At 69.4% G+C, this 16,467-nt stretch carries 14 protein-coding genes; all 14 read left to right on the top strand.

Features of this window, described 5'->3' with window-relative positions; all coding sequences use genetic code 11:
- The first annotated feature begins 3 nt into the window (after window positions 1-3).
- The 14 genes from ABTZ94_RS08235 (at window position 4) to ABTZ94_RS08170 (ending at window position 16,403) form a co-directional block, all read left to right on the top strand.
- On the top strand, window positions 4-1,983 hold the full coding sequence (locus tag ABTZ94_RS08235) for a peptidoglycan D,D-transpeptidase FtsI family protein (RefSeq protein ID WP_351198736.1): 1,980 nt from the start codon (window positions 4-6) through the stop codon (window positions 1,981-1,983).
- Between the two features lie 18 nt (window positions 1,984-2,001).
- The gene (locus ABTZ94_RS08230) at window positions 2,002-3,729 is read left to right on the top strand and encodes a UDP-N-acetylmuramoyl-L-alanyl-D-glutamate--2,6-diaminopimelate ligase (RefSeq protein ID WP_351198734.1); all 1,728 of its coding nucleotides are present in this window, start codon (window positions 2,002-2,004) and stop codon (window positions 3,727-3,729) included.
- A gap of 4 nt (window positions 3,730-3,733) precedes the next feature.
- Window positions 3,734-5,140: a UDP-N-acetylmuramoyl-tripeptide--D-alanyl-D-alanine ligase gene (locus tag ABTZ94_RS08225; RefSeq protein WP_351198732.1), complete on the top strand. Its 1,407-nt coding sequence runs from the start codon at window positions 3,734-3,736 to the stop codon at window positions 5,138-5,140.
- Window positions 5,137-6,207, top strand: coding sequence for a phospho-N-acetylmuramoyl-pentapeptide-transferase (mraY, locus tag ABTZ94_RS08220; protein ID WP_351198730.1), 1,071 nt, complete (start codon window positions 5,137-5,139; stop codon window positions 6,205-6,207). The genes ABTZ94_RS08225 and mraY overlap by 4 nt, the downstream gene beginning before the upstream one ends.
- Entirely contained in the window at window positions 6,204-7,631 is a 1,428-nt protein-coding gene (murD, locus tag ABTZ94_RS08215; RefSeq protein WP_351198821.1) for a UDP-N-acetylmuramoyl-L-alanine--D-glutamate ligase, read from the top strand. Before mraY ends, murD begins: the two co-directional genes overlap by 4 nt.
- Window positions 7,632-7,744: 113 nt before the next feature.
- Entirely contained in the window at window positions 7,745-9,187 is a 1,443-nt protein-coding gene (gene ftsW, locus ABTZ94_RS08210; protein WP_351198728.1) for a putative lipid II flippase FtsW, read from the top strand.
- 6 nt (window positions 9,188-9,193) lie between these two features.
- Entirely contained in the window at window positions 9,194-10,288 is a 1,095-nt protein-coding gene (gene murG, locus ABTZ94_RS08205) for an undecaprenyldiphospho-muramoylpentapeptide beta-N-acetylglucosaminyltransferase (protein ID WP_351198726.1), read from the top strand.
- Window positions 10,289-10,339: 51 nt separating this feature from the next.
- On the top strand, window positions 10,340-11,134 hold the full coding sequence (locus ABTZ94_RS08200; RefSeq protein ID WP_351198724.1) for a cell division protein FtsQ/DivIB: 795 nt from the start codon (window positions 10,340-10,342) through the stop codon (window positions 11,132-11,134).
- 276 nt (window positions 11,135-11,410) lie between these two features.
- Window positions 11,411-12,625: a cell division protein FtsZ gene (ftsZ, locus tag ABTZ94_RS08195; protein WP_351198722.1), complete on the top strand. Its 1,215-nt coding sequence runs from the start codon at window positions 11,411-11,413 to the stop codon at window positions 12,623-12,625.
- Window positions 12,622-13,380 (top strand): peptidoglycan editing factor PgeF, encoded by a 759-nt coding sequence (gene pgeF / locus ABTZ94_RS08190; RefSeq protein WP_502967207.1) that lies wholly within the window; start codon window positions 12,622-12,624, stop codon window positions 13,378-13,380. Before ftsZ ends, pgeF begins: the two co-directional genes overlap by 4 nt.
- A gap of 6 nt (window positions 13,381-13,386) precedes the next feature.
- Window positions 13,387-14,106, top strand: a complete 720-nt coding sequence (locus tag ABTZ94_RS08185; protein WP_351198718.1) for a YggS family pyridoxal phosphate-dependent enzyme — start codon at window positions 13,387-13,389, stop codon at window positions 14,104-14,106.
- 126 nt (window positions 14,107-14,232) lie between these two features.
- Window positions 14,233-14,850 (top strand): cell division protein SepF, encoded by a 618-nt coding sequence (locus ABTZ94_RS08180; protein ID WP_018104459.1) that lies wholly within the window; start codon window positions 14,233-14,235, stop codon window positions 14,848-14,850.
- Window positions 14,851-14,920: 70 nt separating this feature from the next.
- Complete coding sequence (locus ABTZ94_RS08175) at window positions 14,921-15,205, top strand: YggT family protein (protein WP_351198716.1); 285 nt, start codon at window positions 14,921-14,923, stop codon at window positions 15,203-15,205.
- Window positions 15,206-15,254: 49 nt separating this feature from the next.
- Window positions 15,255-16,403 (top strand): DivIVA domain-containing protein, encoded by a 1,149-nt coding sequence (locus tag ABTZ94_RS08170; protein ID WP_351198714.1) that lies wholly within the window; start codon window positions 15,255-15,257, stop codon window positions 16,401-16,403.
- Window positions 16,404-16,467: the final 64 nt, after the last annotated feature.

Genomic DNA, 16,467 nt, shown 5'->3' with positions numbered 1-16,467 from the left:
GCAGTGTCTCCCAAGGAACCACCGCGCCGCCGGGTCCCCGGCCCCGCGCGCCCCCGTAGCGCCGCAGGCAGCCAGGGACGCCCCCGGCCCACCCGCCGCCCCTCCTCCCCGGCGCCACGCGCCGGCGCGCCCCGCAACCGGCCCGCGCGCTCCCTCCGCCTCGGCAGCCCGCGCCCCCGGCTCCGCCTGGTCAGCGTCGCCCTGACGCTCGTCATGCTGGTGTTCGTCGTCCGCCTTCTCCAGGTCCAGGCCGTCGACGCCAACGCGTACGCGGCCAAGGCCAAGGAGAACCGCTACCTCAGCTACACGATCTCCGCCGAGCGCGGCCAGATCACCGATCGCAGCGGTATCGCGCTGGCCACCAGCGTCGACGCGTACGACATCACCGCCGACCCGTCGATGTTCACGCCCGAATTCAGCAAGGCCCCCGACGCGCCCCGGCAGGCGGGAGCGCTCCTCGCCCCGATCCTCGGCGTCGACGCCGCCGAGCTGACCGCGAAACTGTCCAAGAAGGGCCGGTACACCGTCCTGGCCCGCCGGCAGACCCCGCAGGTCTGGAATCAGATCAAGGACCTCAAGTCCGTCTTCGCCGAGAAGGCCGCGAAGGACAGGGCGGCCGGCGGCCCCGGAGCCAATGTGCTGGCCGGGGTCTTCCAGGAGTCGACCACCAAACGGGTGTACCCCAACGGAGGGCTCGCCGCCGGGATACTCGGTTATGTCAACGCCGACGGCAAGGGCGCGGGCGGCCTCGAATCGAAGCTGGACAAGGAGCTGGCGGGCGAGGACGGCAAGATCAAGTACGCCCAGTCCGGCGGCCGGCGGGTGCCCACCGCGGGCACCAAGGAAGTCCCGGCCGTCGCCGGGTCCGACATCGAGCTGACCATCGACCGCGACATCCAGTGGGCCGCCCAGCAGGCCATCACCGACCAGGTGAAGAAGTCCAAGGCGGACCGCGGCTACGTGGTCGTGCAGAACACCAGGACCGGCGAGGTCCTCGCCATGGCCAACGCACCCGGCTTCGACCCCAACGACCTCTCGCAGGCCAACGCGGCGTCGCTCGGCAATGCGGCGCTCCAGGACGTGTACGAGCCCGGCTCCACCAGCAAGGTCATGTCCATGGCCGCCGTGCTGGAGGAGGGGGTAGCCACCCCCGGCACCCATGTCACCGTCCCCAACCGGCTGCACCGCGGCGACCGGCTCTTCAAGGACGACATCGACCACCCCACCTGGTACCTGACGCTCAACGGCGTACTCGCCAAGTCGAGCAACATCGGCACGATCCTGGCCACCGGAGAGCTCGGCAAGACCCAGGCCGAGTCCAACAAGGTCCTCTACTCCTACCTGCGCAAATTCGGGATCGGCTCGCCGACCGGTCTCGACTACCCGGGTGAGACCCCCGGCATCCTCGCCAAGCCCGAGACCTGGTCGACCTCGCAGCAGTACACGATCCCGTTCGGCCAGGGCCTCTCGCTCAACGCCATGCAGGCCGCCTCCATCTACTCGACGATCGCCAACGGCGGGGTACGCGTCGCGCCCACGCTGGTACGCGGCGCCAAGGGCCCCGACGGCCGCTTCAAGGCCGCTGCCGCTCCCGAACGGACCCGGGTGATCAGTGAGAAGACCGCCAAGACGCTCGCCACCATGCTGGAGTCGGTGGTCGGTGACGAGGAGGGCACCGGGACGAAGGCCCAGATCCCGGGCTACCGGGTGGCGGGCAAGACCGGTACGGCCAACCGGGTCGATCCGGTACGCGGCGGCTACCACGGCTACACCGCGTCCTTCGCGGGCTTCGCACCCGCCGACAACCCGCAGGTCACCGTCTACTGCGCGATTCAGAACCCGACCAAGGGCAGCTACTTCGGCGGTCAGACCTGCGGACCGATCTACAAGCAGGTCCTGGAGTTCGCACTCAAGACCCTCCAGACGCCACCGTCCGGCAGCAAGTCAGCCCAGCTGCCGGTGCTCTTCCAGCCCGGCGAGTGAACACGGGGACAGCAGCCAGTGACAACCATCACCCCCGATCCCGGGAACCGGAACGGGAACCACCAGAGCCCCGACCCCTCACTTCGCGAGAGGCCGGGTGGGCCCGGTACGCTCACCGCCGTGCCCCACGCTGATCAGTTCCAAACCACCCAGAAGGACGCCCCTGTGAACTACCCGGGAGCGCCCCGCCCGGATCGGCTCAGGCCGACGCCCCTCGGCGAGCTGGCAGCCCGGCTGGGAGTCGAACCGCCGGGAACCTGCGAGGTCACCGGCATCACCCACGACTCGCGGGCGGTCCGCCCCGGTGATGTGTACGCGGCCCTGCCGGGTGCCCGCTTCCACGGTGCCGACTTCGCCGCCCAGGCGGCCGGCCTCGGAGCGGCGGCGATCCTCACCGACCCGGTCGGCGCCGAGCGCGCCGCAGCCACCGGACTGCCGGTACTGGTCACCGAGGACCCGCGCGGCCGGATGGGCGAACTCGCCGCCGAGATCTACGGACGGCCCGGCGCCGATCTCCTCCAGATCGGCATCACCGGAACCTCCGGCAAGACCACCACCGCGTACCTCGTCGAGGGTGGCTTCCGGGGCGCCGGGCGCGCCACCGGGCTGATCGGCACCGTGGAGACGCGGATCGGCGACGAGCGCATCAAGTCCGAGCGCACCACCCCCGAAGCCACCGACCTGCAGGCCCTGTTCGCCGTCATACGCGAACGCGGCGTCGACTCGGTGACCATGGAGGTTTCCAGCCACGCCCTGGTGCTCGGCCGGGTCGACGGCTGCGTCTTCGACGTCGCGGTCTTCAACAACCTCAGCCCGGAGCACATGGAGTTCCACTCCGGAATGGAGGACTACTTCCAGGCCAAGGCGCAGCTCTTCACCCCGCTGCGCAGCCGGCAGGGCGTCGTCAACTTCGATGACGAGTACGGCCGCAGGCTGGTCACCGAGGCGTCCGTCCCGGTCGTCACCTTCTCCGCCGAGGGCCACCCGGACGCCGACTGGCGTGCCGAGGACGTCGAAGTCGGGCCGCTGGGCTCCACCTTCACCGTCGTCGGCCCCAAGGGCGAGAGGATTGCCGCCAGGGCCCCGCTGCCCGGCCCGTTCAACGTCGCCAACACACTCGCCGCGATCGTCACGCTCGCCGTCGCGGGCCTCGACCCGCAGACCGCGGCCGACGGTGTCGCCGCCGTTCCGGGCGTCCCCGGCCGGCTGGAACGCGTCGACGCAGGACAGCCGTACCTCGCAGTCGTCGACTACGCGCACAAGACCGACGCCGTCGAATCCGTGCTGCGCTCCCTGCGGAAGGTCACCGAGGGCAGGCTGCACATCGTCCTCGGCTGTGGCGGCGACCGCGACACCACCAAACGCGGCCCGATGGGCGCCGCCGCGGCCCGCCTCGCCGACACCGCCGTACTGACCTCCGACAACCCCCGTTCCGAGGACCCCCTCGGAATCCTCGCCGCAATGCTCGCGGGCGCCGCCGAGGTGCCCGTCCACGAGCGGGGCGACGTTCTGGTCGACGCCGACCGGGCCGCCGCCATCGCCGCCGTGGTCGCCCGCGCCGAGCCCGGTGACACGGTGCTGATCGCCGGCAAGGGCCACGAGCAGGGCCAGGACATCCACGGCGTGGTACGCCCCTTCGACGACCGCGTGGTCCTGCGCGCGGCCATCGAGCGCTCCCTGGGGCACAGCAGCACCGAGAGTGCCGCCCACCGCGCCCACACCCACGAGAACAACAGTCAGGGATGACCAAGTGATCGCCCTTTCCCTCGCCGAGATCGCCGAAATCGTCGGCGGGCAGTCGTACGACATACCGGATCCGGCAGCGACCGTCAGCGGGCCTGTCGTCATGGACTCCCGAGAGGTGAAGCAAGGCAGCCTGTTCGTCGCCTTCGCCGGCGAACGGGTCGACGGCCACGACTTCGCGCAGGGCGCCGTCGAGGCGGGCGCGGCAGCCGTGCTGGCCGCCCGCCCCGTCGGTGTTCCGGCGATCGTCGTCGACGACGTCGTGGCCGCGCTCGGCGCGCTCGCCCGCGCTGTCGTCGGCCGCCTCGGCACCGCCGTCGTCGCCCTCACCGGCTCCGCGGGCAAGACCTCCACCAAGGACCTCATCGCCCAGCTCCTCGAACGCAAGGGGCCCACCGTCTACCCGGCGGGCAACCTCAACAACGAGATCGGCCTGCCGCTCACCGCACTGCGCGCCACCGCGGACACCCAGCACCTCGTTCTCGAAATGGGTGCGCGCTACATCGGCGACATCCGTTACCTCACCGGCCTCGTCCCGCCCCGGATCGGCCTCGTCCTCAACGTCGGCACCGCCCACATCGGCGAGTTCGGCGGCCGCGAGCAGATCGCCGAAGCGAAGGGCGAGCTGGTCGAGGCACTGCCCGAGGACGGCCTCGCCGTACTCAACGCCGACGACCCGCTCGTGCGCGCCATGTCCTCCCGCACGAAAGCCCGGGTGCTGCTCTTCGGTGAAGCCGCGGATGCGGACGTACGGGGAGAGAACGTCCGTCTCAACGACGACGGGCGCCCCACTTTCAAGCTCCACACACCCACCGGGTGCAGCGACGTGACCATGCGCCTGTACGGTGAGCACCACGTGTCGAACGCGCTCGCCGCGGCCGCCGTCGCCCATGAGTTGGGCCTGTCCGCAGACGAGATCGCCGAAGGGCTCTCCGCGGCGGGCACCCTCTCCCGCTGGCGCATGGAGGTCACCGAGCGTCCGGACGGCGTGACGTTCGTCAATGACGCCTACAACGCGAACCCCGAATCCATGAGAGCAGCGCTGCGCGCGCTGGCCGCCATGGGGAAGGGTCGGCGTACGTGGGCGGTGCTCGGCCCCATGGCCGAGCTCGGCGACGCCTCGCTCGCCGAGCACGACGCGGTCGGGCGGCTCGCCGTCCGGCTCAACGTCAGCAAGCTCGTCGCAGTCGGGGGCAGAGAAGCCTCCTGGCTGCAACTGGGCGCATACAACGAGGGTTCGTGGGGTGAGGAGTCGGTGCACGTGTCCGACGCACAGGCTGCCGTCGACCTGTTGCGCAGTGAACTGCGCCCGGGAGACGTCGTGCTGGTGAAGGCGTCCCGGTCGGTCGGCCTGGAGCAGGTCGCCATGGCACTGCTGGAGAACGTGTCCGAGGGCGAGGTCGCGGGCCGATGAGGCAGATCCTCTTCGCGGGGGCCATCGGGCTCTTCCTGACCCTGGTCGGAACTCCGCTGCTGATCAAGCTGCTGGCCCGCAAGGGATACGGGCAGTTCATCCGGGACGACGGCCCGCGCACCCACGGGTCCAAGAAGGGCACGCCCACCATGGGTGGTATTGCCTTCATCCTGGCGACGATCATCGCGTACGTCCTGGCGAAGGTAATCACCGGCGAGCAGATGCGCTTCTCCGGTGTGCTGGTGCTCTTCCTGATGGCCGGCATGGGGCTCGTCGGCTTCCTCGACGACTACATCAAGATCGTCAAGCAGCGTTCGCTGGGTCTGCGGGCCAAGGCGAAGATGGCGGGACAGCTGATCGTCGGCATCGCCTTCGCCGTCCTTTCACTCCAGTTCGCGGACAAGCAGGGCAATACCCCGGCCTCCACCAAGCTGTCGTTCGTCGCGGACTTCGGCTGGTCGATCGGCCCGGTGCTGTTCGTCGTCTGGGCGCTGTTCATGATCCTCGCCATGTCCAACGGCGTGAACCTGACGGACGGCCTCGACGGCCTGGCCACCGGTGCGTCGGTGATGGTCTTCGGCGCGTACACCTTCATCGGGCTGTGGCAGTTCCAGGAGTCCTGCGTCAACGCGGAGACCCTGACCAACCCCAATGCATGTTTCGAGGTGCGCGACCCACTCGACCTCGCCGTCGTCGCTGCCGCGCTGATGGGTTCCTGCTTCGGCTTCCTGTGGTGGAACACCTCGCCCGCCAAGATCTTCATGGGTGACACCGGCTCGCTCGCCCTCGGCGGCGCGCTCGCCGGCCTGGCGATCTGCTCCCGCACGGAGTTCCTGATGGCCATTCTCGGCGGCCTCTTCGTGATGATCACCATGTCCGTGGTCATCCAGGTCGGCTCCTTCAAGATGACCGGTAAGCGGGTCTTCCGGATGGCGCCGCTCCAGCACCACTTCGAACTCAAGGGGTGGTCCGAAGTCCTTGTCGTGGTCCGTTTCTGGATCATCCAGGGCATGTGCGTGATCGTCGGACTCGGTCTCTTCTACGCGGGATGGGCAGCCGAGAAGTGAGCAACCAGGACTGGCAGGGCAAGCGCGTCACCGTCGCGGGACTCGGAGTCTCCGGAATCCCGGCGGCCAAGGTGCTGCACGGCCTCGGGGCCGTCGTCACGGTGGTCAACGACGGGGACGACGAGCGTTCCCGTACGCAGGCCGCGGAGCTGGAGGCGCAGGGCATCACCGTGCGCCTCGGCGACGGGGCGACCCTGCCCGAGTCCACCGAGCTCATCGTCACCACCCCCGGCTGGAAGCCCGACAAGCCGCTCTTCACCGCAGCCGCCGAGGCGGGCGTCCCGGTCTGGGGCGACGTCGAGCTCGCCTGGCGGCTGCGCGGTCGGGACGGCAGAGAACCAGCACCCTGGCTCGCGGTCACCGGCACCAACGGCAAGACCACGACCGTCCGGATGCTCGCCTCGATCCTGGAGGCGGCCGGGCTGCGCACCGCTGCCGTCGGCAACATCGGCGTCTCCCTCCTCGACGCCGTCCTCGGCGACGAGAAGTACGACGTACTCGCCGTCGAGCTGTCCAGCTACCAGCTGCACTGGGCGCCCTCGCTGCGCGCCCACTCCGCGGCCGTCCTCAACCTGGCCCCGGACCATCTCGACTGGCACGGCTCCATGGAGGCGTACGTCGCGGACAAGGGCCGGATCTACGAGGGCAACCGTGTCGCGTGCGTCTACAACGCGGCAGAGAAGGCGACCGAGGACCTGGTCCGCGAGGCCGACGTCGAGGAGGGCTGCCGCGCCATCGGCTTCACTCTGGCCACACCGGGCCCGTCCCAACTGGGCGTCGTCGACGGCATTCTCGTCGACCGCGCCTTCGTGACGAACCGGCAGAAGCAGGCCCAGGAGCTCGCCGAGGTCGCCGACGTCAACCCGCCGGCCCCGCACAACATCGCCAACGCCCTGGCGGCCGCGGCCCTGGCCCGTGCCTTCGGTGTCGAGCCCGCGGCCGTACGGGACGGACTGCGGGCTTTCCGCCCCGACCCGCACCGCATCGAGCATGTCGCGGACGTCGCCCAGGTCGCTTACATCGACGACTCCAAGGCCACCAACACCCACGCCGCCGAGGCCTCCCTCGCGGCCTACGACCCGATCGTCTGGATCGCCGGCGGCCTCGCCAAGGGAGCCACCTTCGACGGGCTGGTGACCGGGGCGGCCGGGCGGCTGCGGGGCGTCGTACTGATCGGCCGCGACCGGGCCCTGATCCGCGAAGCCCTCGCGCGACACGCCCCCGAGGTCCCGGTGGTCGACCTCGACCGGACCGACACTGGGGCGATGTCCGAGGCGGTCCGCGAGGCGGCACGGCTCGCCCGGCCGGGGGACACCGTACTGATGGCCCCGGCCTGCGCCTCGATGGACATGTTCGTCAATTACAACAAGCGGGGCGAGGCGTTCGCGGACGCGGTCCGCGCACTCGCCGCCGAGAGCGCCTGACGGGCCCGGCCCCCGCGCCGTACTGTCCCGGACGACCGGGTGCGGGCGGTCGCGCCAAAGGCCCCGGCCCTCGGCAGCAGCCCCGGGCACGAGCAGTGGAGGGGACAGCGACAATGCCGGCCGAAGAGAGCTCCGCCGCGTCCCGTGGGGACCGCTCACGGGCCGCCGCGGCGATCAGCCGGGCGCTCACCCCGCCCCTGCTCGCGGGCTCCCCGGTGCACCTCGGCCCCGCCCTGCGGGTCCGGCCGGTCACCGGCTTCCGGCGCCCCTCGGCGCCACGCTCCAAGGGGCGCTCCACCGGCGGCCCCCGCTCCCCCCGCGGCGGCGGTGTGCGGCGGATGTACGAGCAGGCACGCCGGGCCTGGGACCGCCCTCTGACCGCGTACTACGTGATCCTGGGTGCCGGCCTGCTGATCACCGTGCTCGGCCTGGTGATGGTCTACTCCGCCTCGATGATCAAGGCCCTGGAGCTGGACAAACCCAGCACCTATTTCTTCCGCAAACAGTTCCTCGCCGCCGTCATCGGCGCCGGACTGATGGCGCTCGGTGCCCGGATGCCCGCCAAACTGCACCGGGCGTTCGCCTATCCGCTGCTCATGGGGTCCGTCTTCCTGATGGTGCTGGTCCAGGTGCCGGGGATAGGGATGTCGATCCACGGCAACCAGAACTGGCTCTATCTGGGCGGCCCCTTCCAGCTCCAGCCCAGCGAGTTCGGGAAGCTCGCCCTGGTCCTGTGGGGCGCGGACCTGCTCGCCCGTAAACAGGACAAACGGCTGCTCACGCAGTGGAAGCACATGCTCGTACCGCTCGTCCCGGTCGCCTTCATGCTCCTCGGGCTGATCATGCTCGGTGGCGACATGGGCACTGCGATCATTCTCACGGCGATCCTGTTCGGACTGCTCTGGCTGGCCGGGGCCCCCACCCGGCTCTTCGCCGGGGTGCTCGCCTTCGCCGGAGTGATCGCCTTCGTGCTGATCAAGACCAGCCCGAACCGGATGTCCAGGCTCGCCTGCATCGGCGCCAGCGAACCCGGCCCGGGGGATTCCTGCTGGCAGGCCGTGCACGGCATCTATGCTCTGGCGTCCGGCGGATGGTTCGGTTCCGGACTCGGTGCAAGTGTGGAAAAATGGGGTCAACTACCTGAACCGCACACCGACTTCATCTTCGCCATCACCGGGGAGGAACTGGGGTTGGCGGGGACACTGTCGGTACTCGCCCTCTTCTCGGCTCTAGGCTATGCGGGTATCCGCGTGGCCGGACGCACGGAGGATCCCTTCGTGAGGTACGCCGCGGGAGGTGTGACCACCTGGATCATGGTGCAGGCCATGATCAACATTGGTGCGGTGCTCGGCCTGCTGCCGATCGCCGGTGTCCCGCTCCCGCTGTTCTCCTACGGAGGATCGGCCCTGCTGCCGACCATGTTCGCTGTGGGGCTGCTGATCGCGTTCGCGCGAGAGGACCCCGCCGCGAAGGCGGCCCTGGCCATGCGGAGGCCCGGGGTGAGATGGAAGACGATGAGACGGCGCGTCAAGAAGCGTCCGTCCGGAGAGCGGTGAATTTCGGTGCATGTCGTACTCGCCGGTGGGGGGACCGCCGGCCACATCGAGCCCGCGCTTGCCCTCGCGGACGCCCTGCGCAGGCAGGACCCGACCGTGGGAATCACTGCCCTCGGCACGGAGCGCGGACTCGAGACCAGGCTCGTACCCGAGCGGGGGTACGAACTCGCCCTGATCCCGGCCGTGCCGCTGCCGCGCAAGCCCACCCCGGAACTGATCACCGTCCCGGGACGGCTGCGCGGCACCATCAAGGCCGCCGAGCAGGTCCTGGAACGCACCAAGGCGGACTGCGTGGTCGGCTTCGGCGGCTATGTCGCCCTGCCCGGCTACCTGGCCGCCAAGCGGGCCGGTGTGCCGATCGTCGTCCACGAGGCCAACGCCCGGCCGGGCCTGGCCAACAAGATCGGCTCGCGGTACGCCCACGGGGTCGCCGTCTCCACCCCCGACAGCAAGCTGCGCGGTGCCCGCTACATCGGCATCCCGCTTCGCCGGACCATCGCCACCCTGGACCGGGCCAGGGTCCGCCCCGAGGCGCGTGCCACCTTCGGTCTCGACCTCAATCTGCCGACGCTGCTGGTCTCCGGCGGCTCGCAGGGCGCTCGCCACCTCAACGAGGTGGTCCAGCGGGTCGCCCCGCTGCTGCAGCGCTCCGGGATCCAGATCCTGCACGTGGTCGGCCCGAAGAACGAATTGCCGCGCGTCGACAACATGCCCGGAATGCCGCCCTACATCCCGGTACCGTACGTGGACCGGATGGATCTCGCGTACGCGGCGGCCGACATGATGCTCTGCCGTGCGGGCGCGATGACCGTCGCCGAACTCTCCGCTGTCGGGCTCCCTGCCGCGTACGTACCGCTGCCCATCGGCAACGGCGAACAGCGGCTCAACGCCCAGCCGGTGGTCAACGCCGGCGGCGGTCTGCTGGTGGACGACGCGGCGCTCACCCCAGAGTGGGTGCAGGGCAACGTCCTTCCGGTGCTTGCGGATCCGCATCGGCTGTACGAGATGTCCCGCGCCGCCGCCGAGTTCGGCCGCCGGGACGCCGACGACCTGCTCGTCGGCATGGTGTACGAGGCGATTGCCGCACGCCGCAACGCGTGAGGCGGGCGGGTTCGGGGGCGCCGGCCCCCGAACCCGGCATAAGGAGCGAGCGTGGCCGGACCGACGACCGCCCAGCGCGGTGCAGTGCAGCGGGGGGACTCCCCGGCCCGCCCGCCGCGCCCACGCCCAGAAGGGCGCAGACGGCCCAGCCGCAGACAGCTGATCGTGATCGGCGTGCTCGTGCTGCTGCTCGCCTGCGGCGCCGTCTGGGCGCTCTACGGCTCCTCCTGGCTCCGGATCGAGCAGGTCAGGACCACCGGTGTCGACGTACTGACACCGGCCGAGGTGGAGGCCGTCGCAGCGGTACCGATCGGGGCGCCGCTGATCTCCGTGGACACCGACGCCATCGCCGACCGGTTGCGCCAGAAGTTGCCTCGTATCGACTCGGTGGATGTCGTACGGTCATGGCCGCACGGAATCGGACTTAAGGTGACCGAACGACAGCCGGTCCTGTTGGTGAAAAAGGGCGCAAAGTTCATTGAAGTAGACGCGAAAGGTGTGCGCTTCGCAACGGTGGACAAATCGCCCGGGCGTGTGCCTCTGCTGGAATTGACACCTGATCAGTCCGCGAGCCTGCGCCGCTTCGGCAGTGCCCGGCTGGTGCGGGAAGCGGTCCGGGTCGCGGGCGAACTTCCGGTCGGCGTCGCCAAGGAGACCAAGGTCGTACGGGTCACCTCGTACGATTCGATCTCCCTGGAACTCACCCGGGGGCGCACGGTGGCCTGGGGCAGCGGTGGAGAAGGTCCTGTGAAGGCAAGAGTCCTCACCGCTCTCATGAAAGCCGCTCCCAAAGCGGGACACTTCGACGTGAGTGCACCCACTGCCCCTGCAGTGTCGGGCAGTTGACGCACATTTGGCCTGGCCAGCACCCTGGTTGGTCAGCGCTACGGGTGATCACATAGGGTGAAAAGAAAAACGGGAGGTTCGGCGTGTTCGTTGAACGTGCGCCACTTGTCGACTTAGTGTCCTGTTCGGAAGGTTCATGAAGCAGACACACTGGTAACCCTAAACTTCAACGTTAGGGTTTGGGTCGGCGTTTCGGACCGTCCCAATCGGCATCCGTCGTCGCGGCGGTACTACCGCAAAGCGACGACACGTAACTCGAGGCGAGAGGCCTTCGACGTGGCAGCACCGCAGAACTACCTCGCAGTCATCAAGGTCATCGGTGTCGGCGGCGGTGGTGTCAATGCCATCAACCGAATGATCGAGGTCGGTCTCAAGGGCGTCGAGTTCATCGCGATCAACACTGATGCGCAAGCCCTGTTGATGAGCGACGCCGACGTCAAGCTCGACGTCGGCCGCGAACTCACCCGCGGCCTCGGCGCCGGGGCCAACCCGGCCGTCGGTCGCAAGGCGGCAGAGGACCACCGTGAGGAGATCGAGGAGGTCCTCAAGGGGGCCGACATGGTCTTCGTCACCGCCGGAGAGGGCGGCGGCACCGGCACCGGCGGCGCACCCGTCGTGGCCAACATCGCGCGCTCGCTCGGCGCCCTGACGATCGGCGTGGTCACCCGCCCGTTCACCTTCGAGGGCCGTCGACGCGCGAACCAGGCGGAGGACGGCATTGCCGAGCTCCGCGAAGAGGTCGACACCCTCATCGTCATTCCCAACGACCGACTGCTGTCCATCTCGGACCGCCAGGTCAGCGTGCTCGACGCGTTCAAGTCGGCCGACCAGGTGCTGCTTTCGGGTGTCCAGGGCATCACCGACCTCATCACGACCCCGGGTCTGATCAACCTCGACTTCGCCGACGTCAAGTCGGTCATGTCCGAGGCCGGATCGGCGCTCATGGGCATCGGTTCCGCCCGCGGCGACGACCGTGCGGTGGCCGCCGCGGAGATGGCGATCTCCTCGCCGCTCCTGGAGGCGTCCATCGACGGCGCCCGCGGTGTCCTGCTCTCCATCTCCGGCGGCAGCGACCTCGGTCTCTTCGAGATCAACGAGGCGGCACAGCTGGTGAGCGAGGCGGCGCACCCCGAGGCGAACATCATCTTCGGTGCGGTCATCGACGACGCACTGGGCGACGAGGTACGCGTCACCGTGATCGCAGCGGGCTTCGACGGCGGACAGCCGCCGGCCCGTCGCGAGAACGTCCTGGGAGCGAACGCCACCAAGCGCGAGGAGCCGGCCGCGCCGGTCCGCGCTGCCGAGCCCGTGCGCCAGACCGGCGGACTGGGCTCCCTGCCTCTGCGCGAGGAGACTCCGGTCCAGGCCGAGCCCGTTCCGGCGGCCAATGAGAGTCACCTGCCGCCGGTCGCTCCGCCGCACATCCCGCCGGCCCGTCCCTACCATGACTCCCAGGCCGAAGAGCTGGATGTTCCGGACTTCTTGAAGTGATAGGTCCGCACCACGCAGTGCCCGCAGTGTCTTCAGTACCCTCGGGGGGGCGCGCGCACTTCGCTTTCACCGACAGGTGGGGCGGGGTGAGCGTCGCTCCGTACGAGGAGCTCAACCTCGGCGGCGCGGTCGGAGATGACCCCGCCGCCGTTCTGGCCAATCGCGAGCGCGCAGCACGGGCCTTCGGTCTGGACCCGACGCAGGTCGTCTGGATGAACCAGGTGCACGGGCGGGACGTCGCGGTCGTCGACAGCCCGTGGGGAGACGCTTCGGAAATCCCCGCGGTGGACGCGGTGGTGACCGCACGGCGCGGCCTCCCTCTCGCCGTCCTCACCGCCGACTGCACCCCCGTACTGCTCGCCGACCCGGTCGCCGGGATCGCGGCGGCAGCGCACGCGGGCCGTCCCGGTCTGGTCGCCGGGGTCGTCCCCGCCGTGGTCGAGGCCATGATCGGGCTGGGCGCCGAGCCCTCCCGGATCATCGCCCGCACCGGACCGGCGGTCTGCGGACGGTGCTACGAAGTCCCGTCCCGGATGCGCGCCGAGGTCGCCGAGAGCGTCCCGGCCTCATGGTCCGAGACCAGCTGGGGCACCCCGGCCGTGGATGTCACCGCCGGGGTCCACGCCCAGCTCGAAGCCCTCGGGGTCAAGGACCGGCAGGCATCTGCGGTCTGCACCCTCGAATCGGGCGACCACTTCTCGTACCGCCGCGACCGCACCACCGGGCGGCTCGCCGGATATGTCTGGTTGGACTGATAGGGCATGACGGACCGTAAGACTCAACTCGCCGAAAATCTGGCGCAGGTGGAGGAACGCATTGCTTCCGCCTGTATCGCCGCCGGCCGCAAACGGGAAGAAGTGACCCTCATCGTGGTCACCAAGACCTACCCCGCGAGCGATGTGCGGATTCTGCATGAACTCGGTGTGCGTCATGTCGCTGAGAATCGTGACCAGGACGCGGCACCCAAGGCGGCCGAATGTGCGGATCTGTCGCTCGCGTGGCATTTTGTCGGTCAATTGCAGACGAACAAGGTTCGTTCCGTGGCGAGTTATGCCGATTTTGTGCAGTCGGTGGATCGGATCAAATTGGTCACGGCTCTCTCGGCGGCGGCCGTGCGCGAGAGGCGCGAACTCGGCTGTCTCATCCAGGTCGCACTCGACGCGGAGAGCGGCGAGCGGGGCGACCGGGGCGGCGTCGCGCCGGACGGGATCGACGAGTTGGCCGCCGCGGTCGAGTCCGCGCCCGGGCTGCGGCTCGGCGGTCTGATGACTGTCGCACCGCTCGCCGGACCGTACGCGGGACGGCAACGCGCCGCCTTCGACCGGCTGATGGAATTCTCATCCCGCCTGCGCGGGAACCATCCGGCTGCGAACATGGTCTCTGCGGGGATGAGCGCGGACCTCGAGGAAGCGGTTGCGGCCGGAGCGACACATGTGCGCGTCGGTACGGCGGTACTCGGAGTCCGACCGAGGCTCGGGTAACGTCGCCAAGCAGGTCGGACCACAGCAGAAAATATGGTCATTCCCGCCTTTGGCGGGCAGGCCTCAGTGGATCGCGGGGCACTTGGTGACAGATGCCGATCCACCACAGAGCGGAGGACTCAGAGCATGGCCGGCGCGATGCGCAAGATGGCGGTCTACCTCGGCCTCGTGGAGGACGATGGGTACGACGGTCCGGGGTTCGACCCCGACGACGAATTCGAACCCGAGCCGGAGCCCGAGCGCGACCGGCGGCGGCACCAGCCCGCGCATCAGGTGGAGCGGGACCGGGAACGGGACGAACCGGTACGAGCGGTGCAGCCTCCCGCGCAGCGGGAGCCGGTTCAGATCCCGGCGGAGAGGGAACGACCCGCCCGAATCGCGCCCGTGGCATCCATCACACCTGAACGCCCGAACATGGAGAAGAACGCACCGGTGATCATGCCCAAGGTTGTGTCCGAGCGGGAGCCCTACCGCATCACCACGTTGCACCCCAGGACCTACAACGAGGCCCGTACCATCGGGGAACACTTCCGTGAGGGCACTCCGGTGATCATGAATCTCACGGAGATGGACGATACGGACGCAAAGCGACTTGTCGACTTTGCCGCAGGACTCGTCTTCGGTCTCCATGGCAGCATTGAGCGCGTGACACAGAAGGTGTTCCTGCTGTCGCCTGCTAACGTCGATGTCACGGCGGAGGACAAGGCCCGTATCGCTGAGGGCGGATTCTTCAACCAGAGCTGAGAACACGACACCGGGAACAACCCGGCCGTAGGGCCGGAGCTACGAGAGCCAGGGGAGAGGGAAGCGCGAAATGGGCGTCGCACTGCAGGTTGTCTATATCGCGTTGATGTGTTTCCTTATCGTGCTGATCTTCCGGCTGGTCATGGACTACGTCTTCCAGTTCGCACGTTCATGGCAGCCCGGCAAGCCGATGGTGGTCATACTCGAGGCCACCTACACGATCACCGATCCACCGCTCAAGCTTCTGCGGCGGTTCATCCCGCCGCTGCGTCTCGGGGGCGTGGCACTCGACCTGTCCTTCTTCGTTCTGATGATCATCGTCTACATCCTGATCAGCATCGTGATCAGGCTGTGAGCGATACGGTCTTGCCGACTGCCGACGACTACGTAGAGGTGAAGAAGAGATGCCGCTGACTCCTGAGGACGTGCGGAACAAGCAGTTCACGACCGTCCGCCTCCGAGAAGGCTATGACGAGGACGAGGTCGATGCCTTCCTCGACGAGGTCGAGTCCGAGCTGACCCGCCTGCTCCGTGAGAACGAGGACCTGCGCGCCAAGCTGGCCGCCGCCACGCGTGCCGCCGCGCAGAACCAGCAGCAGCAGGGGATGCGCAAGCCGGAGCCGCAGGACCGGCCCGGGGCACCTGTGCCCGCCGCCATATCGGGTCCGCCGGTCCAGCAGCAGCCCCCGCAGATGGGTCCGCCCCAGCTGCCCGGTGGTGTTCCGCAGCTGCCCGCCGGTCCCAGCGGTCACGGTCCTGGTCCCCAGGGCCCGCACGGCCCCGGTCCGATGCAGGGCGGTCCCATGGGTGGCCCGATGGGCGGCCCCATGGGCGGTCACGCCCCGCAGCAGCAGATGCAGCAGCCGCCGCAGATGCAGCAGCCGCCGCAGATGCAGCAGCCGCCGCAGATGCAGCAGCCCGGTCAGGGCCCCGGTGGCGACAGCGCCGCCCGTGTCCTCTCGCTCGCACAGCAGACGGCCGACCAGGCGATCGCGGAGGCCCGTTCCGAGGCCAACAAGATCGTCGGCGAGGCGCGCAGCCGTGCCGAGGGCCTGGAGCGGGACGCACGTGCCAAGGCGGACGCGCTGGAGCGGGACGCTCAGGAGAAGCACCGTGTGGCGATGGGCTCGCTGGAGTCGGCCCGCGCGACGCTGGAGCGCAAGGTCGAGGACCTGCGCGGCTTCGAGCGCGAGTACCGGACCCGGCTGAAGTCCTACCTGGAGAGCCAGCTGCGCCAGTTGGAGACCCAGGCCGACGACTCGCTGGCCCCGCCGCGGACCCCGGCGGCCGCTTCGCTGCCGCCGTCGCCCTCGCTGGCTCCGGCCGGTGCCGGTGCCATGAGCCACACCATGGGCGGCAGCCACGGCGGTCACGGCAACCAGCAGATGGGCGGCAACCCGTCCATGAGCGGTGGACCCTCGTACGGTGGCCAGCAGCAGATGTCGCCGGCGATGACCCAGCCGATGGCGCCGGTGCGGCCGCAGGCGCCGCAGCCGATGCAGCAGGCTCCTTCGCCGATGCGTGGGTTCCTGATCGACGAGGACGACAACTGAGCCGGGTGCGCGCGTTGAGCGCGTAGCCGTCGGCAGGCTGAGGGCCGGGCCCCGGGGTTTTCCC

It is taken from the genome of Streptomyces sp. NPDC002785, from assembly GCF_040295565.1.
Classification (GTDB): domain Bacteria; phylum Actinomycetota; class Actinomycetes; order Streptomycetales; family Streptomycetaceae; genus Streptomyces.
This window is presented reverse-complemented; position numbering and strand designations above follow the sequence as displayed.